This window comes from Pantoea latae, assembly GCF_002077695.1.
Classification (GTDB): domain Bacteria; phylum Pseudomonadota; class Gammaproteobacteria; order Enterobacterales; family Enterobacteriaceae; genus Pantoea; species Pantoea latae.
Window position 1 is genome coordinate 115241 of the sequence record NZ_MWUE01000022.1, and the last position, 13067, is coordinate 128307.

Annotated in this window: 14 protein-coding genes; 8 read left to right on the top strand and 6 right to left on the bottom strand. The window is 58.0% G+C overall.

Annotated elements, in window-relative coordinates; genetic code table 11:
• On the top strand, window positions 1-774 hold the full coding sequence (hisP, locus tag B2J69_RS14560; protein ID WP_081140367.1) for a histidine ABC transporter ATP-binding protein HisP: 774 nt from the start codon (window positions 1-3) through the stop codon (window positions 772-774).
• A gap of 41 nt (window positions 775-815) precedes the next feature.
• Here hisP and B2J69_RS14565 read toward each other — a convergent pair whose 3' ends face one another.
• Entirely contained in the window at window positions 816-1736 is a 921-nt protein-coding gene (locus B2J69_RS14565; protein ID WP_081140369.1) for a TIGR01777 family oxidoreductase, read from the bottom strand.
• Window positions 1737-1908: 172 nt separating this feature from the next.
• Between B2J69_RS14565 and yfcF the strand changes: the two genes are divergently transcribed.
• The gene (yfcF, locus tag B2J69_RS14570) at window positions 1909-2550 is read left to right on the top strand and encodes a glutathione transferase (protein WP_081140371.1); all 642 of its coding nucleotides are present in this window, start codon (window positions 1909-1911) and stop codon (window positions 2548-2550) included.
• A gap of 113 nt (window positions 2551-2663) precedes the next feature.
• Window positions 2664-3182: an NUDIX hydrolase YfcD gene (yfcD, locus tag B2J69_RS14575; protein ID WP_081140373.1), complete on the top strand. Its 519-nt coding sequence runs from the start codon at window positions 2664-2666 to the stop codon at window positions 3180-3182.
• A gap of 163 nt (window positions 3183-3345) precedes the next feature.
• Here yfcD and pta read toward each other — a convergent pair whose 3' ends face one another.
• Together pta and ackA are read right to left on the bottom strand one after the other, a co-directional pair.
• Window positions 3346-5490 carry a phosphate acetyltransferase gene (pta, locus tag B2J69_RS14580; protein ID WP_081140375.1) on the bottom strand — a complete coding sequence of 715 codons (2145 nt, stop codon included), beginning with the start codon at window positions 5488-5490 and terminating at the stop codon, window positions 3346-3348.
• A gap of 67 nt (window positions 5491-5557) precedes the next feature.
• Complete coding sequence (ackA, locus tag B2J69_RS14585; protein ID WP_081140377.1) at window positions 5558-6760, bottom strand: acetate kinase; 1203 nt, start codon at window positions 6758-6760, stop codon at window positions 5558-5560.
• A 339-nt stretch (window positions 6761-7099) separates the two neighbouring features.
• Here ackA and yfbV point away from each other — a divergent pair, with 339 nt between their 5' ends.
• The 3 genes from yfbV (at window position 7100) to B2J69_RS14600 (ending at window position 8863) form a co-directional block, all read left to right on the top strand.
• Window positions 7100-7552, top strand: coding sequence for a terminus macrodomain insulation protein YfbV (gene yfbV / locus B2J69_RS14590; RefSeq protein WP_033750506.1), 453 nt, complete (start codon window positions 7100-7102; stop codon window positions 7550-7552).
• Between the two features lie 144 nt (window positions 7553-7696).
• The gene (locus B2J69_RS14595) at window positions 7697-8191 is read left to right on the top strand and encodes a YfbU family protein (protein WP_081140379.1); all 495 of its coding nucleotides are present in this window, start codon (window positions 7697-7699) and stop codon (window positions 8189-8191) included.
• A gap of 12 nt (window positions 8192-8203) precedes the next feature.
• Window positions 8204-8863, top strand: a complete 660-nt coding sequence (locus tag B2J69_RS14600; protein WP_081140381.1) for a sugar phosphatase — start codon at window positions 8204-8206, stop codon at window positions 8861-8863.
• A gap of 6 nt (window positions 8864-8869) precedes the next feature.
• Here the strand turns inward: B2J69_RS14600 and yfbR are convergent, their stop codons facing one another.
• A complete protein-coding gene (gene yfbR, locus B2J69_RS14605; RefSeq protein WP_081140383.1) occupies window positions 8870-9469 on the bottom strand; it encodes a 5'-deoxynucleotidase in 600 nt (199 codons plus the stop codon).
• A gap of 68 nt (window positions 9470-9537) precedes the next feature.
• Window positions 9538-10755 carry a pyridoxal phosphate-dependent aminotransferase gene (locus B2J69_RS14610; protein ID WP_081140385.1) on the bottom strand — a complete coding sequence of 406 codons (1218 nt, stop codon included), beginning with the start codon at window positions 10753-10755 and terminating at the stop codon, window positions 9538-9540.
• A gap of 302 nt (window positions 10756-11057) precedes the next feature.
• Between B2J69_RS14610 and B2J69_RS23900 the strand changes: the two genes are divergently transcribed.
• Window positions 11058-11384 carry a hypothetical protein gene (locus B2J69_RS23900; protein ID WP_143806305.1) on the top strand — a complete coding sequence of 109 codons (327 nt, stop codon included), beginning with the start codon at window positions 11058-11060 and terminating at the stop codon, window positions 11382-11384.
• Window positions 11385-11713: 329 nt separating this feature from the next.
• Complete coding sequence (gene lrhA, locus B2J69_RS14615; RefSeq protein WP_033791641.1) at window positions 11714-12637, top strand: transcriptional regulator LrhA; 924 nt, start codon at window positions 11714-11716, stop codon at window positions 12635-12637.
• Here lrhA and B2J69_RS23905 read toward each other — a convergent pair.
• Window positions 12583-12996 (bottom strand): hypothetical protein, encoded by a 414-nt coding sequence (locus B2J69_RS23905; protein WP_143806307.1) that lies wholly within the window; start codon window positions 12994-12996, stop codon window positions 12583-12585. The genes lrhA and B2J69_RS23905 overlap by 55 nt on opposite strands.
• Window positions 12997-13067: the final 71 nt, after the last annotated feature.

Sequence of the window (13067 nt, forward strand, 5' to 3'; positions counted from 1 at the left end):
ATGGCTGAAAACAAATTAAGCGTGACCGAACTGCACAAGCGTTACGGTGACCATGAAGTATTAAAAGGCGTCTCTTTACAGGCCAATGCGGGCGATGTGATCAGCATTATCGGCTCCTCCGGCTCCGGTAAAAGCACCTTCCTGCGCTGCATTAACTTTCTGGAAAAGCCGAGCGAAGGCACCATTTCCGTCACCAGCGAGCCGATCAATCTGGTGCGCGACACCGACGGACAGCTCAAGGTCGCCGACAAAGAGCAGCTGCGCTCGCTGCGCACGCGCCTCACCATGGTGTTCCAGCACTTCAACCTCTGGAGCCATATGACGGTGCTGGAGAATGTGATGGAGGCGCCGATTCAGGTGCTGGGGCTGAGCAAAGCAGACGCTCGCGCCCGCGCCATAAACTATCTCAACAAGGTTGGCATCGACGAGCGCGCGCAGGCGAAATATCCGGTGCATCTCTCTGGCGGTCAGCAGCAGCGCGTCTCGATCGCGCGCGCGCTGGCGATGGAGCCGGAAGTGCTGCTGTTCGATGAGCCGACCTCGGCGCTCGATCCCGAGCTGGTGGGCGAAGTGCTGCGTATCATGCAGAAGCTGGCGGAAGAGGGCAAAACCATGGTGGTGGTGACCCATGAGATGGAGTTCGCGCGCCACGTCTCCAGCCATGTGATCTTTCTGCATCAGGGCAAGATTGAGGAAGAAGGGCCGCCGGACGTGCTGTTCGGCAACCCGAAAAGCCCGCGCTTGCAGCAGTTTCTTAAAGGTTCGCTGAAGTAAACGCCGCCTCCTCGACTGAAGAGGCGGCGCGGAACCGGCGGTCAGGCTGCACCTTTGTCCGCCGGTTTGCCCACCACATCCTGCAGCGCCTCCTGTAGGTCATACCAGCGAAAGCCAAAGCCGGCCGCCTCCAGCCGTTTCGGCAGCACATGCTGTCCGCCCAGCACCAGCACCGCCGATTCACCCATCATCAGCCTGATGGCGCTGGCGGGCGTGCGCATAAAGGCGGGACGGTGCATCACGTGGCCCAGCGTGGCGGCGAACTGCTCGTTGCGCACCGCGTAGGGCGACACCATATTGAACGGGCCGCTTAGCGCGTCGTTATCAAGCAGCCAGAGGATAGCGTTGACCATATCGTCGATATGGATCCACGGCAGATACTGTTTGCCGCTGCCGATGGGTCCGCCGACGCCGAGCCTGAACGGCAGCTTCATCTTGCCCAACGCGCCGCCTTCGCTGGCCAGCACCACGCCGGTGCGCAGCAAACAGACGCGGGTGCGCTCGCTCTGTGCGCTAAGCGCCAGCTGTTCCCAGCGCGCGCAGAGCTGGTGGGTAAATTCATCCTGACCGCTGTCCTCTTCGGTCAGCACCAGGTCGCCGGTATCCCCATAGTAGCCGGTCGCCGAGCCGGATATCAGCACGCGCGGCGGATGCGCGCTGGCGTTGATTAGCGAGGCGATGCGTTCGGTGATCTGCCAGCGGCTTTCGCACAGCAGCTGTTTTTGCTGTTCGGTCCAGCGTTTGTCGGCGATGGGCTCGCCGGCGAGGTTAATTACCGCATCGACGCCGTCAAGGTTCTGCTGCTGCGCCAGTCCCGACCAGAGGGCGACGCGCGCGTCGAGCTTTTCGCGCGCGGCGGCGACGTCGCGCGTCACCGCGCTGACCTGATGCCCGAGCAGCAGCAGGCGTGGAATAAGATGGCGGCCGATCAGCCCGGTGCCGCCGGTCATCAGAATGTGCATGTCGCGTCTCCTTATCATTTTTCTGCTACGCACTGTTTCAGCATAGAAGAAGCGCGGCCGCGCGCTGCCGGCCTGCGTCGCGCTTTGAGAACATCGGACCAGCCGGAGATTGCTTTGCTGAAAAAAAGTCGGTAAATATCAGGCTACCCGGATAAGCCTGTTGAGGTAGCAGATGAATTACCCGTCCATCACTCTGTGGTCTGATTCATCATTTTTTAGTCCTTACGCCCTGTCGGTTTACGTCGCGCTCACGGAGAAAGGGGTACCCTTTCAGCTGAAACGCGTCGATCTCTCACAACATCAGCAGTTCGGTAGCGACTATCGCGCGCTGTCGCGGACCTGCCGCGTGCCGACGCTGCAGGTTGACGAATTTACCCTGAGCGAATCTTCGGCGATCGCCGAATACCTGGAAGAGCGCTTTCCGGCGCCGGAGTTTGAGCGTCTTTACCCACGCGACCGCGAAAAGCGTGCTCGCGCGCGCGAGCTGCAGGCGTGGCTGCGCAGCGATCTGCTGCCGATCCGTCAGGAGCGGCCGACCGAGGTACTGTTTGCCGGCGAGCGTTTTCCGCCGCTGACCCCGGCGGCGCAGCAGGCGGCGGAGAAGCTGGTGGCCGCCAGCCTGCAACTGCTGCCCGATGGCCAGCAAAACCTGTTTGGCGAGTGGTCCATCGCCGATAGCGATCTGGCGGTGATGCTGAACCGTCTGGCGCTGCACGGCGACGCGCTGCCGGAGAAGCTCAGGGATTATGCTGAATTTCAGTGGCAGCGCGCCTCGGTGCAGCTCTGGCTGGCAGAAAGCGGCAAGCAACGATAGGTTGCGCCGCTTGCTCAGACGAGCGGAAGTGATTACCTTACAGCACACTATAACAACGACGTGGCAATCAGGTGCGTGTCGCACGGCACGCCAGAACAGAAAAGGGTTTCCGGATGGTGGATCAAACCGCGGGCGACGGCATCGAGTGGGTCGATATCGTCAATGAAGAGAATGAGGTGATCGCGCAGGCGACGCGCGCGCAGATGCGTGCGCAGCGAATGCGTCATCGCGCGACCTATATCGTGGTGCATGACGGCGCAGGCAAAATCCTGGTGCAGCGTCGCACTGAGACGAAAGACTTCATGCCCGGTATGCTGGACGCCACCGCGGGCGGCGTGGTGCAGAGCGGAGAAGATCTGCTGGAGTCGGCGCGCCGCGAGGCGGAAGAGGAGCTGGGCATCGCCGATGTGCCTTTCGCCGAGCACGGCAAGTTCTACTTCGAAGATGAGCATGTCCGCGTCTGGGGCGGTCTGTTTAGCTGCGTTTATCACGGCCCGTTCGCCATGCAGGAAGAAGAGGTGGACGAGGTATTCTGGATGACGCCGGATGAGATCACCGCGCGCTGCGATGAGTTTACCGATGATTCGCTGAAGGCGCTCTCGCTGTGGCTGACGCGCAACGGCGACGCTTAAAATAGTTGGTTGAAAAAACGCCCGTCTGGGCGTTTTTTTTGTTTTTGCGGCCTGTGATGCTTGTGCTGTTCAGACGCGAGTAAGATTCGGCACCAGGCGATGCGGTAAAAAAAAGAGCATGCGCGTGCATGCTCTTGTTCGTCAGGATGTAAACCCAGAAGGCTTAGCCTTCCGCCTGCTGCGACTGGATCGCGGTCAGGGCGATGGTATAGACGATATCGTCCACCAGCGCGCCGCGCGACAGGTCGTTAACCGGCTTGCGCATGCCCTGCAGCATCGGACCGATTGAGATCAGATCCGCTGAGCGCTGCACCGCCTTGTAGGTGGTGTTGCCGGTGTTGAGATCCGGGAAGATAAACACCGTGGCGCGACCGGCGACCGCTGAATTGGGCGCTTTGGATTTGGCCACATCTTCCATAATCGCCGCGTCATACTGCAGCGGGCCGTCGATCACCAGATCGGGGCGTTTCTCCTGCGCGATACGCGTCGCTTCGCGTACTTTCTCCACGTCGCTGCCTGCGCCAGAGGTGCCGGTGGAGTAGGAGATCATCGCCACGCGCGGCTCGATACCGAAGGCGTGGGCGGAGTCCGCCGACTGAATGGCAATTTCCGCCAGCTGTTCTGCGGTCGGGTCCGGGTTGATGGCGCAGTCGCCATACACCAGCACCTGCTCCGGCAGCAGCATAAAGAACACCGAGGAGACCAGCGAGCTGTTCGGCGCGGTCTTGATCAGCTGCAGCGGCGGACGAATGGTGTTGGCTGTGGTGTGCACGGCGCCAGACACCAGGCCGTCGACTTCGCCGCTCTCCAGCATCATGGTGCCGAGCACCACGTTGTCTTCCAGCTGCTCCTGCGCCACCACTTCCGTCATGCCTTTATTCTTACGCAGCTCGACCAGGCGCGGCACATAGTTATCGCGCACCACTTCTGGGTCGACGATCTCAATGCCTTTGCCCAGCTCGACGCCCTGTGCGGCGGCAACGCGCTGGATCTCATCCGGGTTGCCCAGCAGCACGCAGGTGGCGATGCCGCGTTCGGCGCAGATAGCGGCGGCTTTAACGGTACGCGGCTCGTCGCCTTCCGGCAGTACGATGCGTTTGCCCGCTTTGCGCGCCAGCTCGGTAAGCTGATAGCGGAAGGCGGGCGGCGACAGGCGGCGGCTGCGCTCGGAGGTGGCGGTCAGCGACTCGATCCAGTCGGCGTTGATATAGCTGGCCACATACTCCTGCACTTTTTCCACGCGCTGGGTGTCGTCGCTCGGCACTTCAAGGTTGAAGCTCTGCAGGCTGAGCGAGGTCTGCCAGGTGTTGGTTTTCACCATAAACACCGGCAGGCCGGTCTGGAAGGCGCGCTCGCACAGCTTCGCGATGCGGTTGTCGATCTCGTAGCCGCCGGTCAGCAGAATGGCGCCAATCTCTACGCCGTTCATCGCGGCGAGGCAGGCCGCCACCAGCACGTCAGGACGGTCCGCCGAGGTCACCAGCAGCGAACCAGGGCGGAAGTGCTCTAGCATATGCGGCAGGCTGCGCGCGCAGAAGGTAACGGACTTGACGCGGCGCGTAGCGATCTCGCCTTCGTTGATCACCTCAGCGTTGAGGTGGCGGCACATATCGATGGCGCGCGTGGCGATCAGGTCGAAGCTCCAGGGCACGCAGCCCAGCACCGGCAGCGGACTGTCGGCGAACAGCTGTTTCGGATCGATATTGGCGACGCTCGCTTTGGTGGAGTCATCGAAAATTTCCGACAGATCCGGGCGCGTGCGGCCCTGCTCATCCACCGGCGCGTTCAGCTTGTTGATGATAACGCCGGTAATGTTTTTGTTGCGGCCGCCGCCGAAGCTGCTTTGCGTCAGTTCAATGCGCTCTTTCAGCTGGGCGGGCGAGTCGTTGCCGAGCGCCATCACAAATACGATCTCGGCGTTAAGCGTTTTGGCGATCTCATAGTTGAGGGCGTTGGCGAACTGATGCTTGCGCGTCGGCACCAGGCCTTCCACCAGCACCACTTCCGCGTCTTTGGTGTTTTCGTGGTAGCGGGCGATGATCTCTTCCATCAGCACGTCCTGCTGGTTCGCGCCCAGCAGCGACTCCACGCGCGACATTTTCAGCGGGTCGGCGGCGGGAATAGAGGAGTTCTTGCGAATGATCAGCGTGGTCTGGTCCGGCGTATCGCCGCCAGCACGCGGCTGCGCGATCGGCTTAAAGACGCTGAGACGAACGCCTTTGCGCTCCATGGCACGGATCACGCCAAGGCTGACGCTGGTCAGGCCGACGCTGGTGCCGGTAGGAATAAGCATAATTGTACGTGACACGTTTCAACCTCGCTTTAGGGAGTGTCAAAAACGACACCGCCAGCCGGAGCTGACGGTGAAGAATACATCAGGCGGTCAGACGCGCCGCATCCTGGGCGATCACCAGCTCTTCGTTGGTCGGAATGACAATGGCGGGGCGCGTGCCCTCTTTATTGATAAAGCCGGACTTGCCGAAACGCGCCGCCAGGTTACGTTCGTGATCGACCTCAAAGCCGAGCAGGCCGAGCTTTTTCAGCGACAGCTCGCGCACCATCGCCGCGTTTTCGCCGATGCCGCCGGTGAAGATCACCGCGTCCAGACGGCCTTCCATCATGGCGCTGTAGCTGCCGATATATTTTGCCAGACGATGGCAGAAGACATCCATGGCACGCTTCGCGTCCGCTTTGGTTTCGTAGTTGTCTTCGACGTAGCGGCAGTCGCTGGTGACCTCGGTCAGGCCCAGCAGGCCCGACTCTTTGGTCAGCAGCTTATTGATGGCGTCGACGCTCATGCCCAGCGTGTCATGCAAATAGAAAATGATCGCCGGATCGATGTCGCCGCTGCGGGTGCCCATCACCAGACCTTCCAGCGGCGTTAGCCCCATAGAGGTGTCGACGCATTTGCCGTTGCGGATAGCCGCAACCGACGCGCCGTTGCCGAGGTGGCAGGTAATGATGTTCAGCTCGTCAACCGGCTTATTAAGCATGTTGGCCGCTTCGTGCGTCACATAGTAGTGGCTGGTGCCGTGCGCGCCGTAACGGCGCACGCCGTGCTCTTTATAGAGTTTGTAGGGCAGGGCGTAGAGATAGGACTCTTCCGGCATCGTCTGATGGAAAGCGGTGTCGAAAACCGCCACATTCTTATCGGAAAGATGCGGGAAGTTTTTCATCGCCTCTTCAATGCCGATCAGGTGCGCCGGATTGTGCAGCGGCGCGAACGAGGCGTTGTCTTTGATGCCCTGCACCACGGCGTCGGTAATAATGACCGATTCCGTCAGCTGCTCGCCGCCGTGGACGATGCGATGACCAATTGCAGCAATTTGTGCCGAAAGCTCTGGTTTTTGTGCCAGAATAGTTTTAACAATGAAATTCAGGGCTTCGCTATGCGCGGCGCCGGCGCCAAGGGGCGCTTCATGTTTTTCACCGTCCAGTTTCCATTTGATACGCGCTTCGGGAAGATGGAAGCACTCCGCCAGGCCGGAAAGGAATTCTTCGCCGCTGGCGGCATTCAGGATGGCGAACTTCAGTGAAGAGCTGCCGCAGTTCAGAACCAGTACTAACTTACTCGACATGGAAGTACCTATTTGTTAAAAGTGGCTAAAAAAAAGGCAATCAGACTATCAGCGTAGCCCATGAAAGCGGGGAGTTTAATCATAACTCCGTTGCGTTAGACAAAATGTTGCGTCTCCGCAAAAAAATTTCGGTAATTTTACGCAAATTTTTGAAATTTGCTGAGCGATAGTGGGTCGCTGCGTTTGTCGTTTACCTCTTTACTCGCTTCCAGTACGGTATTCAGGCTGCGTCAGGATAGCGAGAGTCCCCTTTAAAGACAAAAATTTTTGAAGGATGTCACGTAAAGTTGTGTAGCTATAAAAATATTTTAATTTTTGCAGTTTTAGTTGAGGTCCGCCATGGCGAATGATTCTGGCAATACTGGCTGGTTCCGTATTTTTCAAAACGGCCAGCACTATATGAAGACCTGGCCGAATGACAAACGCCTCGCGCCGATCTTTCCTGAAAACCGCGTGTCGAGCGTGACGCGTTTTGCGATTCGCTTTATGCCGCCGCTGGCGGTGTTTACCCTGAGCTGGCAAATCGCGCTCGGCGGACAGCTCGGCCCGGCGGTGGCTACCGCGCTTTTCGCCTGTAGCCTGCCGATGCAGGGCCTGTGGTGGCTAGGCAAACGTTCGGTCACGCCGCTACCGCCCACCCTGCTGCACTGGTTCCACGAGGTGCGCGCCCGGCTGGAGGAAGCGGGTCAGGCGATTGCGCCGGTTGAAGGCAAACCGACCTATCAGGCGCTGGCCGATCTGCTTAAGCGCGCCTTTAAACAGCTGGATCGCACCTTCCTCGACGATCTTTGATCGTCCGCCTTTTCCCGCTGAGAGAATTTGTCGCTCACCCGGGTCTACATCAAAGAAAAGTGATGCGGGCATACCCGCATCACTCGCCTTATGTCACTATTTTCCGTCACCTTCTTGCACGGCCTGTCGGCCCTGGAGCCTATGATGGAAATGACCCACGCGCAGCGTCTTATTCTCTCTAACCAGTACAAAATCATGGCGATGCTGGAGCCGGATAACGCCGAGCGCTATCGCCGCTATCAGACCATTATCGAGCGCGGCTACGGACTGCAGATGCGCGAGCTGGACAGGGAGTTTGGCGAGCTGACGGAAGAGACCTGCCGCATCATTATCGATATTATGGAGATGCACCATGCGCTGCACGTCTCCTGGTCAAACCTCGGTGATAACGCCTCGCTGGAGGAACGACGCCTCGCTTTTCTCGGTTTCGACGCCGCCACCGAAGCGCGCTATCTCGGCTACGTCCGCTTTATGGTCAATATCGAAGGGCGCTACACCCACTTCGACTCTGGCACCCACGGTTTTAACGCGCAGACGCCGATGTGGGAAAAATACCAACGCATGCTGGCGGTATGGCACACTTGTCCGCGTCAATATCATCTCAGCGCGACGGAAATCGCGCAGATTATCAACGCCTGACAGGAGTGAGCTGTGACCTATAGCGGTTTTTTATTTGATCTGGACGGTACGCTGGTGGATTCGCTGCCGGCGGTTGAGCGCGCCTGGAGCAGCTGGGGCGCGCGGCACGGCATTGCGGCAGAGGAGATCCTGCAGTTTATTCACGGCAAGCAGGCGATTACCTCGCTGCGCCATTTTATGCCAGGCCAGCCGGAAGCCGCTATTCAGGCGGAGTTTCGCGCGTTAGAGCAAGACGAAGCGCAGGACACGGCGGGCGTGCGTGCGCTGCCTGGCGCGCACGCGCTGCTGACGGCGCTGGATGCGCAGCAGATCCCCTGGGCTATCGTGACCTCAGGCTCGGTGCCGGTGGCGCACGCACGCCATAAGGCAGCCGGGCTGCCGCTGCCGACGGTGTTTATTACTGCCGAACAGGTGGAGAAGGGCAAGCCGGCGCCGGATCCCTATCTGCTCGGCGCGGCGAAGCTGGGCCTGGCGCCGCAGCAGTGCGTGGTGGTAGAGGATGCGCCCGCCGGCATCCTCTCCGGCCTTGACGCCCGCTGTGCGGTGATCGCCCTTAACGCGCCAGCGGAGACGCCGCGCCTGCAGGAGACGCTGTTTCAGCTGCGCTCGCTGGCGGCGTTGCAGGTGACGCCGCAGGCGGAAGGCGCCTTTACGCTCAGCCTTAAGGCGTAGGCGCCGTTACAGCGGCGAATCCTGCGAGATCTCATCCAGCGACAGGCTGAAGCTGGGAATAAACACCTCGACGAAGTAGTCCATCTCTGGCGAGCGTCGCTGCTGCAGGGTTTTCTCCAGCCGCGCTTTCGCCAGTAAAAATTCGTTGTTGCCGGCGGAGAGCTCTTCCAGACACTTCAGGTAGGCGCAGAGCGCGTCTGCCTGCTTCACCACCGACTGCTCCGCTTCGCTGTGCTGATGTTCGTCAAGCAGCGGACGGTACTCCTCCTGCAGCTCTTCCGGCAGCATCTCAATCAGCTTCTGCTGTGCGATTTTCTCGATCTTTTTATACTCATGGGCGATCTGGGCGTTGTAGTACTTCACCGGCGTCGGCAGATCCCCGGTCAGCACTTCACTGGCGTCGTGATAGAGCGCCAGCATCGCAATGCGGTCGGCGTTGAGATGGCCGTCGAACTTTTTGTTTTTAATCACGGCGAGCGCATGCGCCACCATCGCGACCTGCAGGCTGTGCTCGGAGACGTTTTCGGTGCGCACGTTGCGCATCAGCGGCCAGCGGTTGATCAGTTTAAGGCGAGAGAGATGGGCGAAAAAGTGGCTTCGGGTCATGCGTTATCCTGTCAGCAACGGGGGAAGCGTCGCGCTTCCCCAAATGCTGCTAGTATACGCGGCCGGTTTTACTGGCGATAGCCTTGCAGGAACCGGTCAAACTTGCCGATCGCCATCTCCAGATCGTCGACGCGCGGCAGGGTAACGATGCGCACATGATCCGGCCACGGCCAGTTAAAGGCGGTGCCCTGAACCAGCAGCACTTTTTGCTGCAGCAGGAAGTCCAGCACCATTTTCTGGTCGTCGTGAATATTGAACTTCTTCGCATCAATACGCGGGAACATATAGAGCGCGCCGTTCGGCTTCACGCAGCTGACGCCGGGAATGTCATTGATCAGCTCCCAGGCGCGCTGACGCTGTTCATAGAGGCGGCCGCCCGGCGCGATAAATTCGCTGATGCTCTGATAGCCGCCCAGCGCGGTCTGAATCGCATGCTGCGCCGGCACGTTGGCGCACAGACGCATTGAGGCGAGCATCTCCAGCCCTTCGATATAGCCTTTTGCGTGCTTTTTCGGCCCGTTGAGCACCATCCAGCCCTGACGAAAACCCGCCACGCGGTAGGTTTTGGAGAGGCCGTTAAAGGTCACGGTCAGCAGATCGGGCGCCAGCGCGGCGATCGAATGGTGCTGCGCCTCGTCGTAGAGGATCTTGTCGTAGATCTCGTCGGCGAAGATGATCAGGTTATGCTGGCGCGCGATCTCAACGATCTCCAGCAGCAGCTCTTTGCTGTAGACCGCGCCGGTCGGGTTGTTAGGGTTAATAATCACGATGCCGCGCGTGCGCGGCGTGATTTTGCTGCGGATGTCGTCGAGATCCGGGAACCAGCCGGCGGATTCGTCGCACAGATAGTGCACCGCTTTGCCGCTGGAGAGCGACACCGCCGCCGTCCACAGCGGATAGTCCGGCGCCGGCACCAGCATCTCGTCGCCGCTGTTCAGCAGCGCCTGCATCGCCTGCACGATCAGCTCGGAGACGCCGTTGCCGATATAGATATCTTCAACCGTGACGTCGCGCATCTCCCGCGCCTGATAGTGCTGCATAATCGCTTTACGCGCGGAGTAGAGCCCTTTTGAGTCGCAGTAGCCCTGCGCGCCAGGCAGATTGCGGATCACATCCACCAGGATCTCATCTGGCGCCTCGAAACCGAACGGCGCTGGGTTGCCGATATTGAGCTTGAGAACTTTGTTGCCTTCTTCTTCGAGACGTTTAGCCTCTTTAAGTACCGGCCCGCGAATGTCGTAACAGACGTTTTCCAGCTTGCCGGATTTATCAATTTGAAAAGTCATTTTTAACCGCCTTAATGGGCAGAATCCTTTTACTGCCGCAGAAATCAAACCAGCACAATGTACTCTCCTCATCGTGACAAAAGAAGGGCAGCGGCAGGTTTTGGCGTGTTTGTTATCTTTTTGCCGGATGCATAGCGCAAAGCATAATTTCTTTGTCATTAGCTGGTTACAAAAACTGACTTGTAATGAATGAGCGATATTTTTCGCTACAATGGGCCGTTTCCGCTGTAAAGCGCGCTGTCCGTTTGCCCGCGCCGCAATCAACAAATTTTTATTCGGGATAGCGGGGAAATGAAGGGTAGATGAATAGTGAAATAGTTAAGCTATTTTACATGAATAGGCAAAAAAGCGCGCTGGTTGACCAGCGGATAAGCCAAGCCGTAAGCAGCAAGGCCAGCCGGGGGGCGCGCGGCGCTGCGGCAAGCCAGAAAAGTTCCCTGCGCAGAAGGGCCACTTCTGACCAGATAAAAGGTATTTCAGGCGTATCTTCGCACTATATCTCGACTTTCAGAAAGCGGGCGGTTAAAAATTATGCCGGGATGTGCCATGATGACCATGAAATGCGATCTGGTCAAAAATTACGATGGTTTTCACAAAATCATTTCCATTTTGAAGTTAAAAATGATTAAGTATAATTTATTATTTATCGCATTTAGCCGCTACGCAATCCATAATTCGCTAGCTGGCTTTTTCCGTCTGCATAGGACGGAACGCTAGACAACAACGCAGCTTCCTGCATTTGCGCTCCCGCGCTGTCGGCCCAGAAGTTGTTTCTGTCTACTCAACGCTGCCTTCCCGCTGTGCCGGGATGCACGTATGTCGGTCTCTGTCTGACACGAATTTCTTTGGCGGTCTCACACAGGACCGGCAATGAGCATCATTACCGCTTATCACTTTGATAAGTCGCGTAATAACACCAGGGTAGTAGTTTTTTAAAAATCTTATAAGTGAAGAAAACATGACTAATGCAAATCGTCCGATACTGAATCTCGACCTCGATCTGCTGAGAACGTTTGTTGCTGTTGCGGACCTGAACACTTTTGCGGCCGCCGCTGCCGCCGTGTGCCGTACCCAGTCTGCCGTCAGCCAGCAGATGCAGCGTCTGGAGCAATTGGTAGGTAAAGAGCTGTTTGCCAGACATGGACGTAATAAATTATTAACTGAGCACGGCATCCAGCTGCTAGGTTACGCCAGGAAAATCCTGCGTTTCAACGACGAGGCCTGCACATCGCTGATGTACAGCAATATCCAGGGCGTGCTGACCATCGGCGCCTCGGATGACACCTCCGACACCATTCTGCCGTTCCTGCTTAACCGCGTTACTTCGGTTTACCCGAAGCTGGCGATCGACGTCCGCGTCAAGCGTAACCCCTTTATGATGGAGATGCTCAACCAGGGCGAAGTCGATCTGGTCGTCACCACCTCCAGCCCAGGCAGCTTTACCCATCAGGTGCTGCGTACCTCGCCGACCCTGTGGTACTGCGCGGCGGATTATATTTTTCAGCGCGGGGAAGCGATTCCGTTGGTGCTGCTGGATGAACCGAGCCCGTACCGCGATATGGCGATCGATCACCTCAACGAAGCGGGCATCCCGTGGCGTATCTCCTACGTCGCCTCAACGCTGGCGGCAGTTCGCGCCGCGGTGAAAGCGGGGCTGGGCGTGACCGCGCGTCCGGTAGAGATGATGAGCCCCGAACTGCGCGTCATGGGCGCGGCGGAAGGGTTGCCGGTGCTGCCGGACACGCAGTATCTGCTGTGCCGCAATCCTGACAGCGACAACGAGCTGGCGCTGGCGATCTTCAACGCCATGCAGTCCACCAACGATCCCTACAATCTGAGTGCCAATCCGGATGGGACGCTGCTGCTGGATGATGAAGAGTAAACCAGGGTTAACAATAAGGGCGCTTTTTCGACCCGTTCTCTGATTGTTAAAACTGTAATAAAAAAGCCCTTTGTTATGCATTTGCATCGAAGGGCTTTTTTTATGCGGCTAAACAGCCGCTGCCCGCCTTTTTTCTCTGCTTTTTCTGCCTGCCATCCTGCCTGATAAAACGCTGTTTCAATTTCTTCTGTAAATGAAATTTTTGATCTTCCTGAATGAAAGCACTGTTCCGAAATGGTGTAACATTTGCCGAAAAAAAGGACAAAAAGGCCGGTTTTGTGTTCCAGATCAAAAAAATACCCCTGTGAAGGGGAAGGAAAACCCCGCAAAGCCTGCCAGAATACGTTGGATAAATGCACGATCCATGCATTTGAAATCCCGCTACACTCTAAAAGACCTTACAGACTGAAGCGATTTAGCTGGTATCGCG

Excerpts from the sequence above, each read along its gene's own strand:
- hisP (WP_081140367.1), top strand. The coding sequence starts at position 1 with ATGGCTGAAAACAAATTAAGCGTGACCGAACTGCACAAGCGTTACGGT.
- B2J69_RS14565 (WP_081140369.1), bottom strand. The coding sequence starts at position 1,736 with ATGCACATTCTGATGACCGGCGGCACCGGGCTGATCGGCCGCCATCTT.
- yfcF (WP_081140371.1), top strand. The coding sequence starts at position 1,909 with ATGAATTACCCGTCCATCACTCTGTGGTCTGATTCATCATTTTTTAGT.
- yfcD (WP_081140373.1), top strand. The coding sequence starts at position 2,664 with ATGGTGGATCAAACCGCGGGCGACGGCATCGAGTGGGTCGATATCGTC.
- ackA (WP_081140377.1), bottom strand. The coding sequence starts at position 6,760 with ATGTCGAGTAAGTTAGTACTGGTTCTGAACTGCGGCAGCTCTTCACTG.
- yfbV (WP_033750506.1), top strand. The coding sequence starts at position 7,100 with ATGGCGAATGATTCTGGCAATACTGGCTGGTTCCGTATTTTTCAAAAC.
- B2J69_RS14595 (WP_081140379.1), top strand. The coding sequence starts at position 7,697 with ATGGAAATGACCCACGCGCAGCGTCTTATTCTCTCTAACCAGTACAAA.
- yfbR (WP_081140383.1), bottom strand. The coding sequence starts at position 9,469 with ATGACCCGAAGCCACTTTTTCGCCCATCTCTCTCGCCTTAAACTGATC.
- B2J69_RS14610 (WP_081140385.1), bottom strand. The coding sequence starts at position 10,755 with ATGACTTTTCAAATTGATAAATCCGGCAAGCTGGAAAACGTCTGTTAC.
- B2J69_RS23900 (WP_143806305.1), top strand. The coding sequence starts at position 11,058 with ATGAATAGTGAAATAGTTAAGCTATTTTACATGAATAGGCAAAAAAGC.
- lrhA (WP_033791641.1), top strand. The coding sequence starts at position 11,714 with ATGACTAATGCAAATCGTCCGATACTGAATCTCGACCTCGATCTGCTG.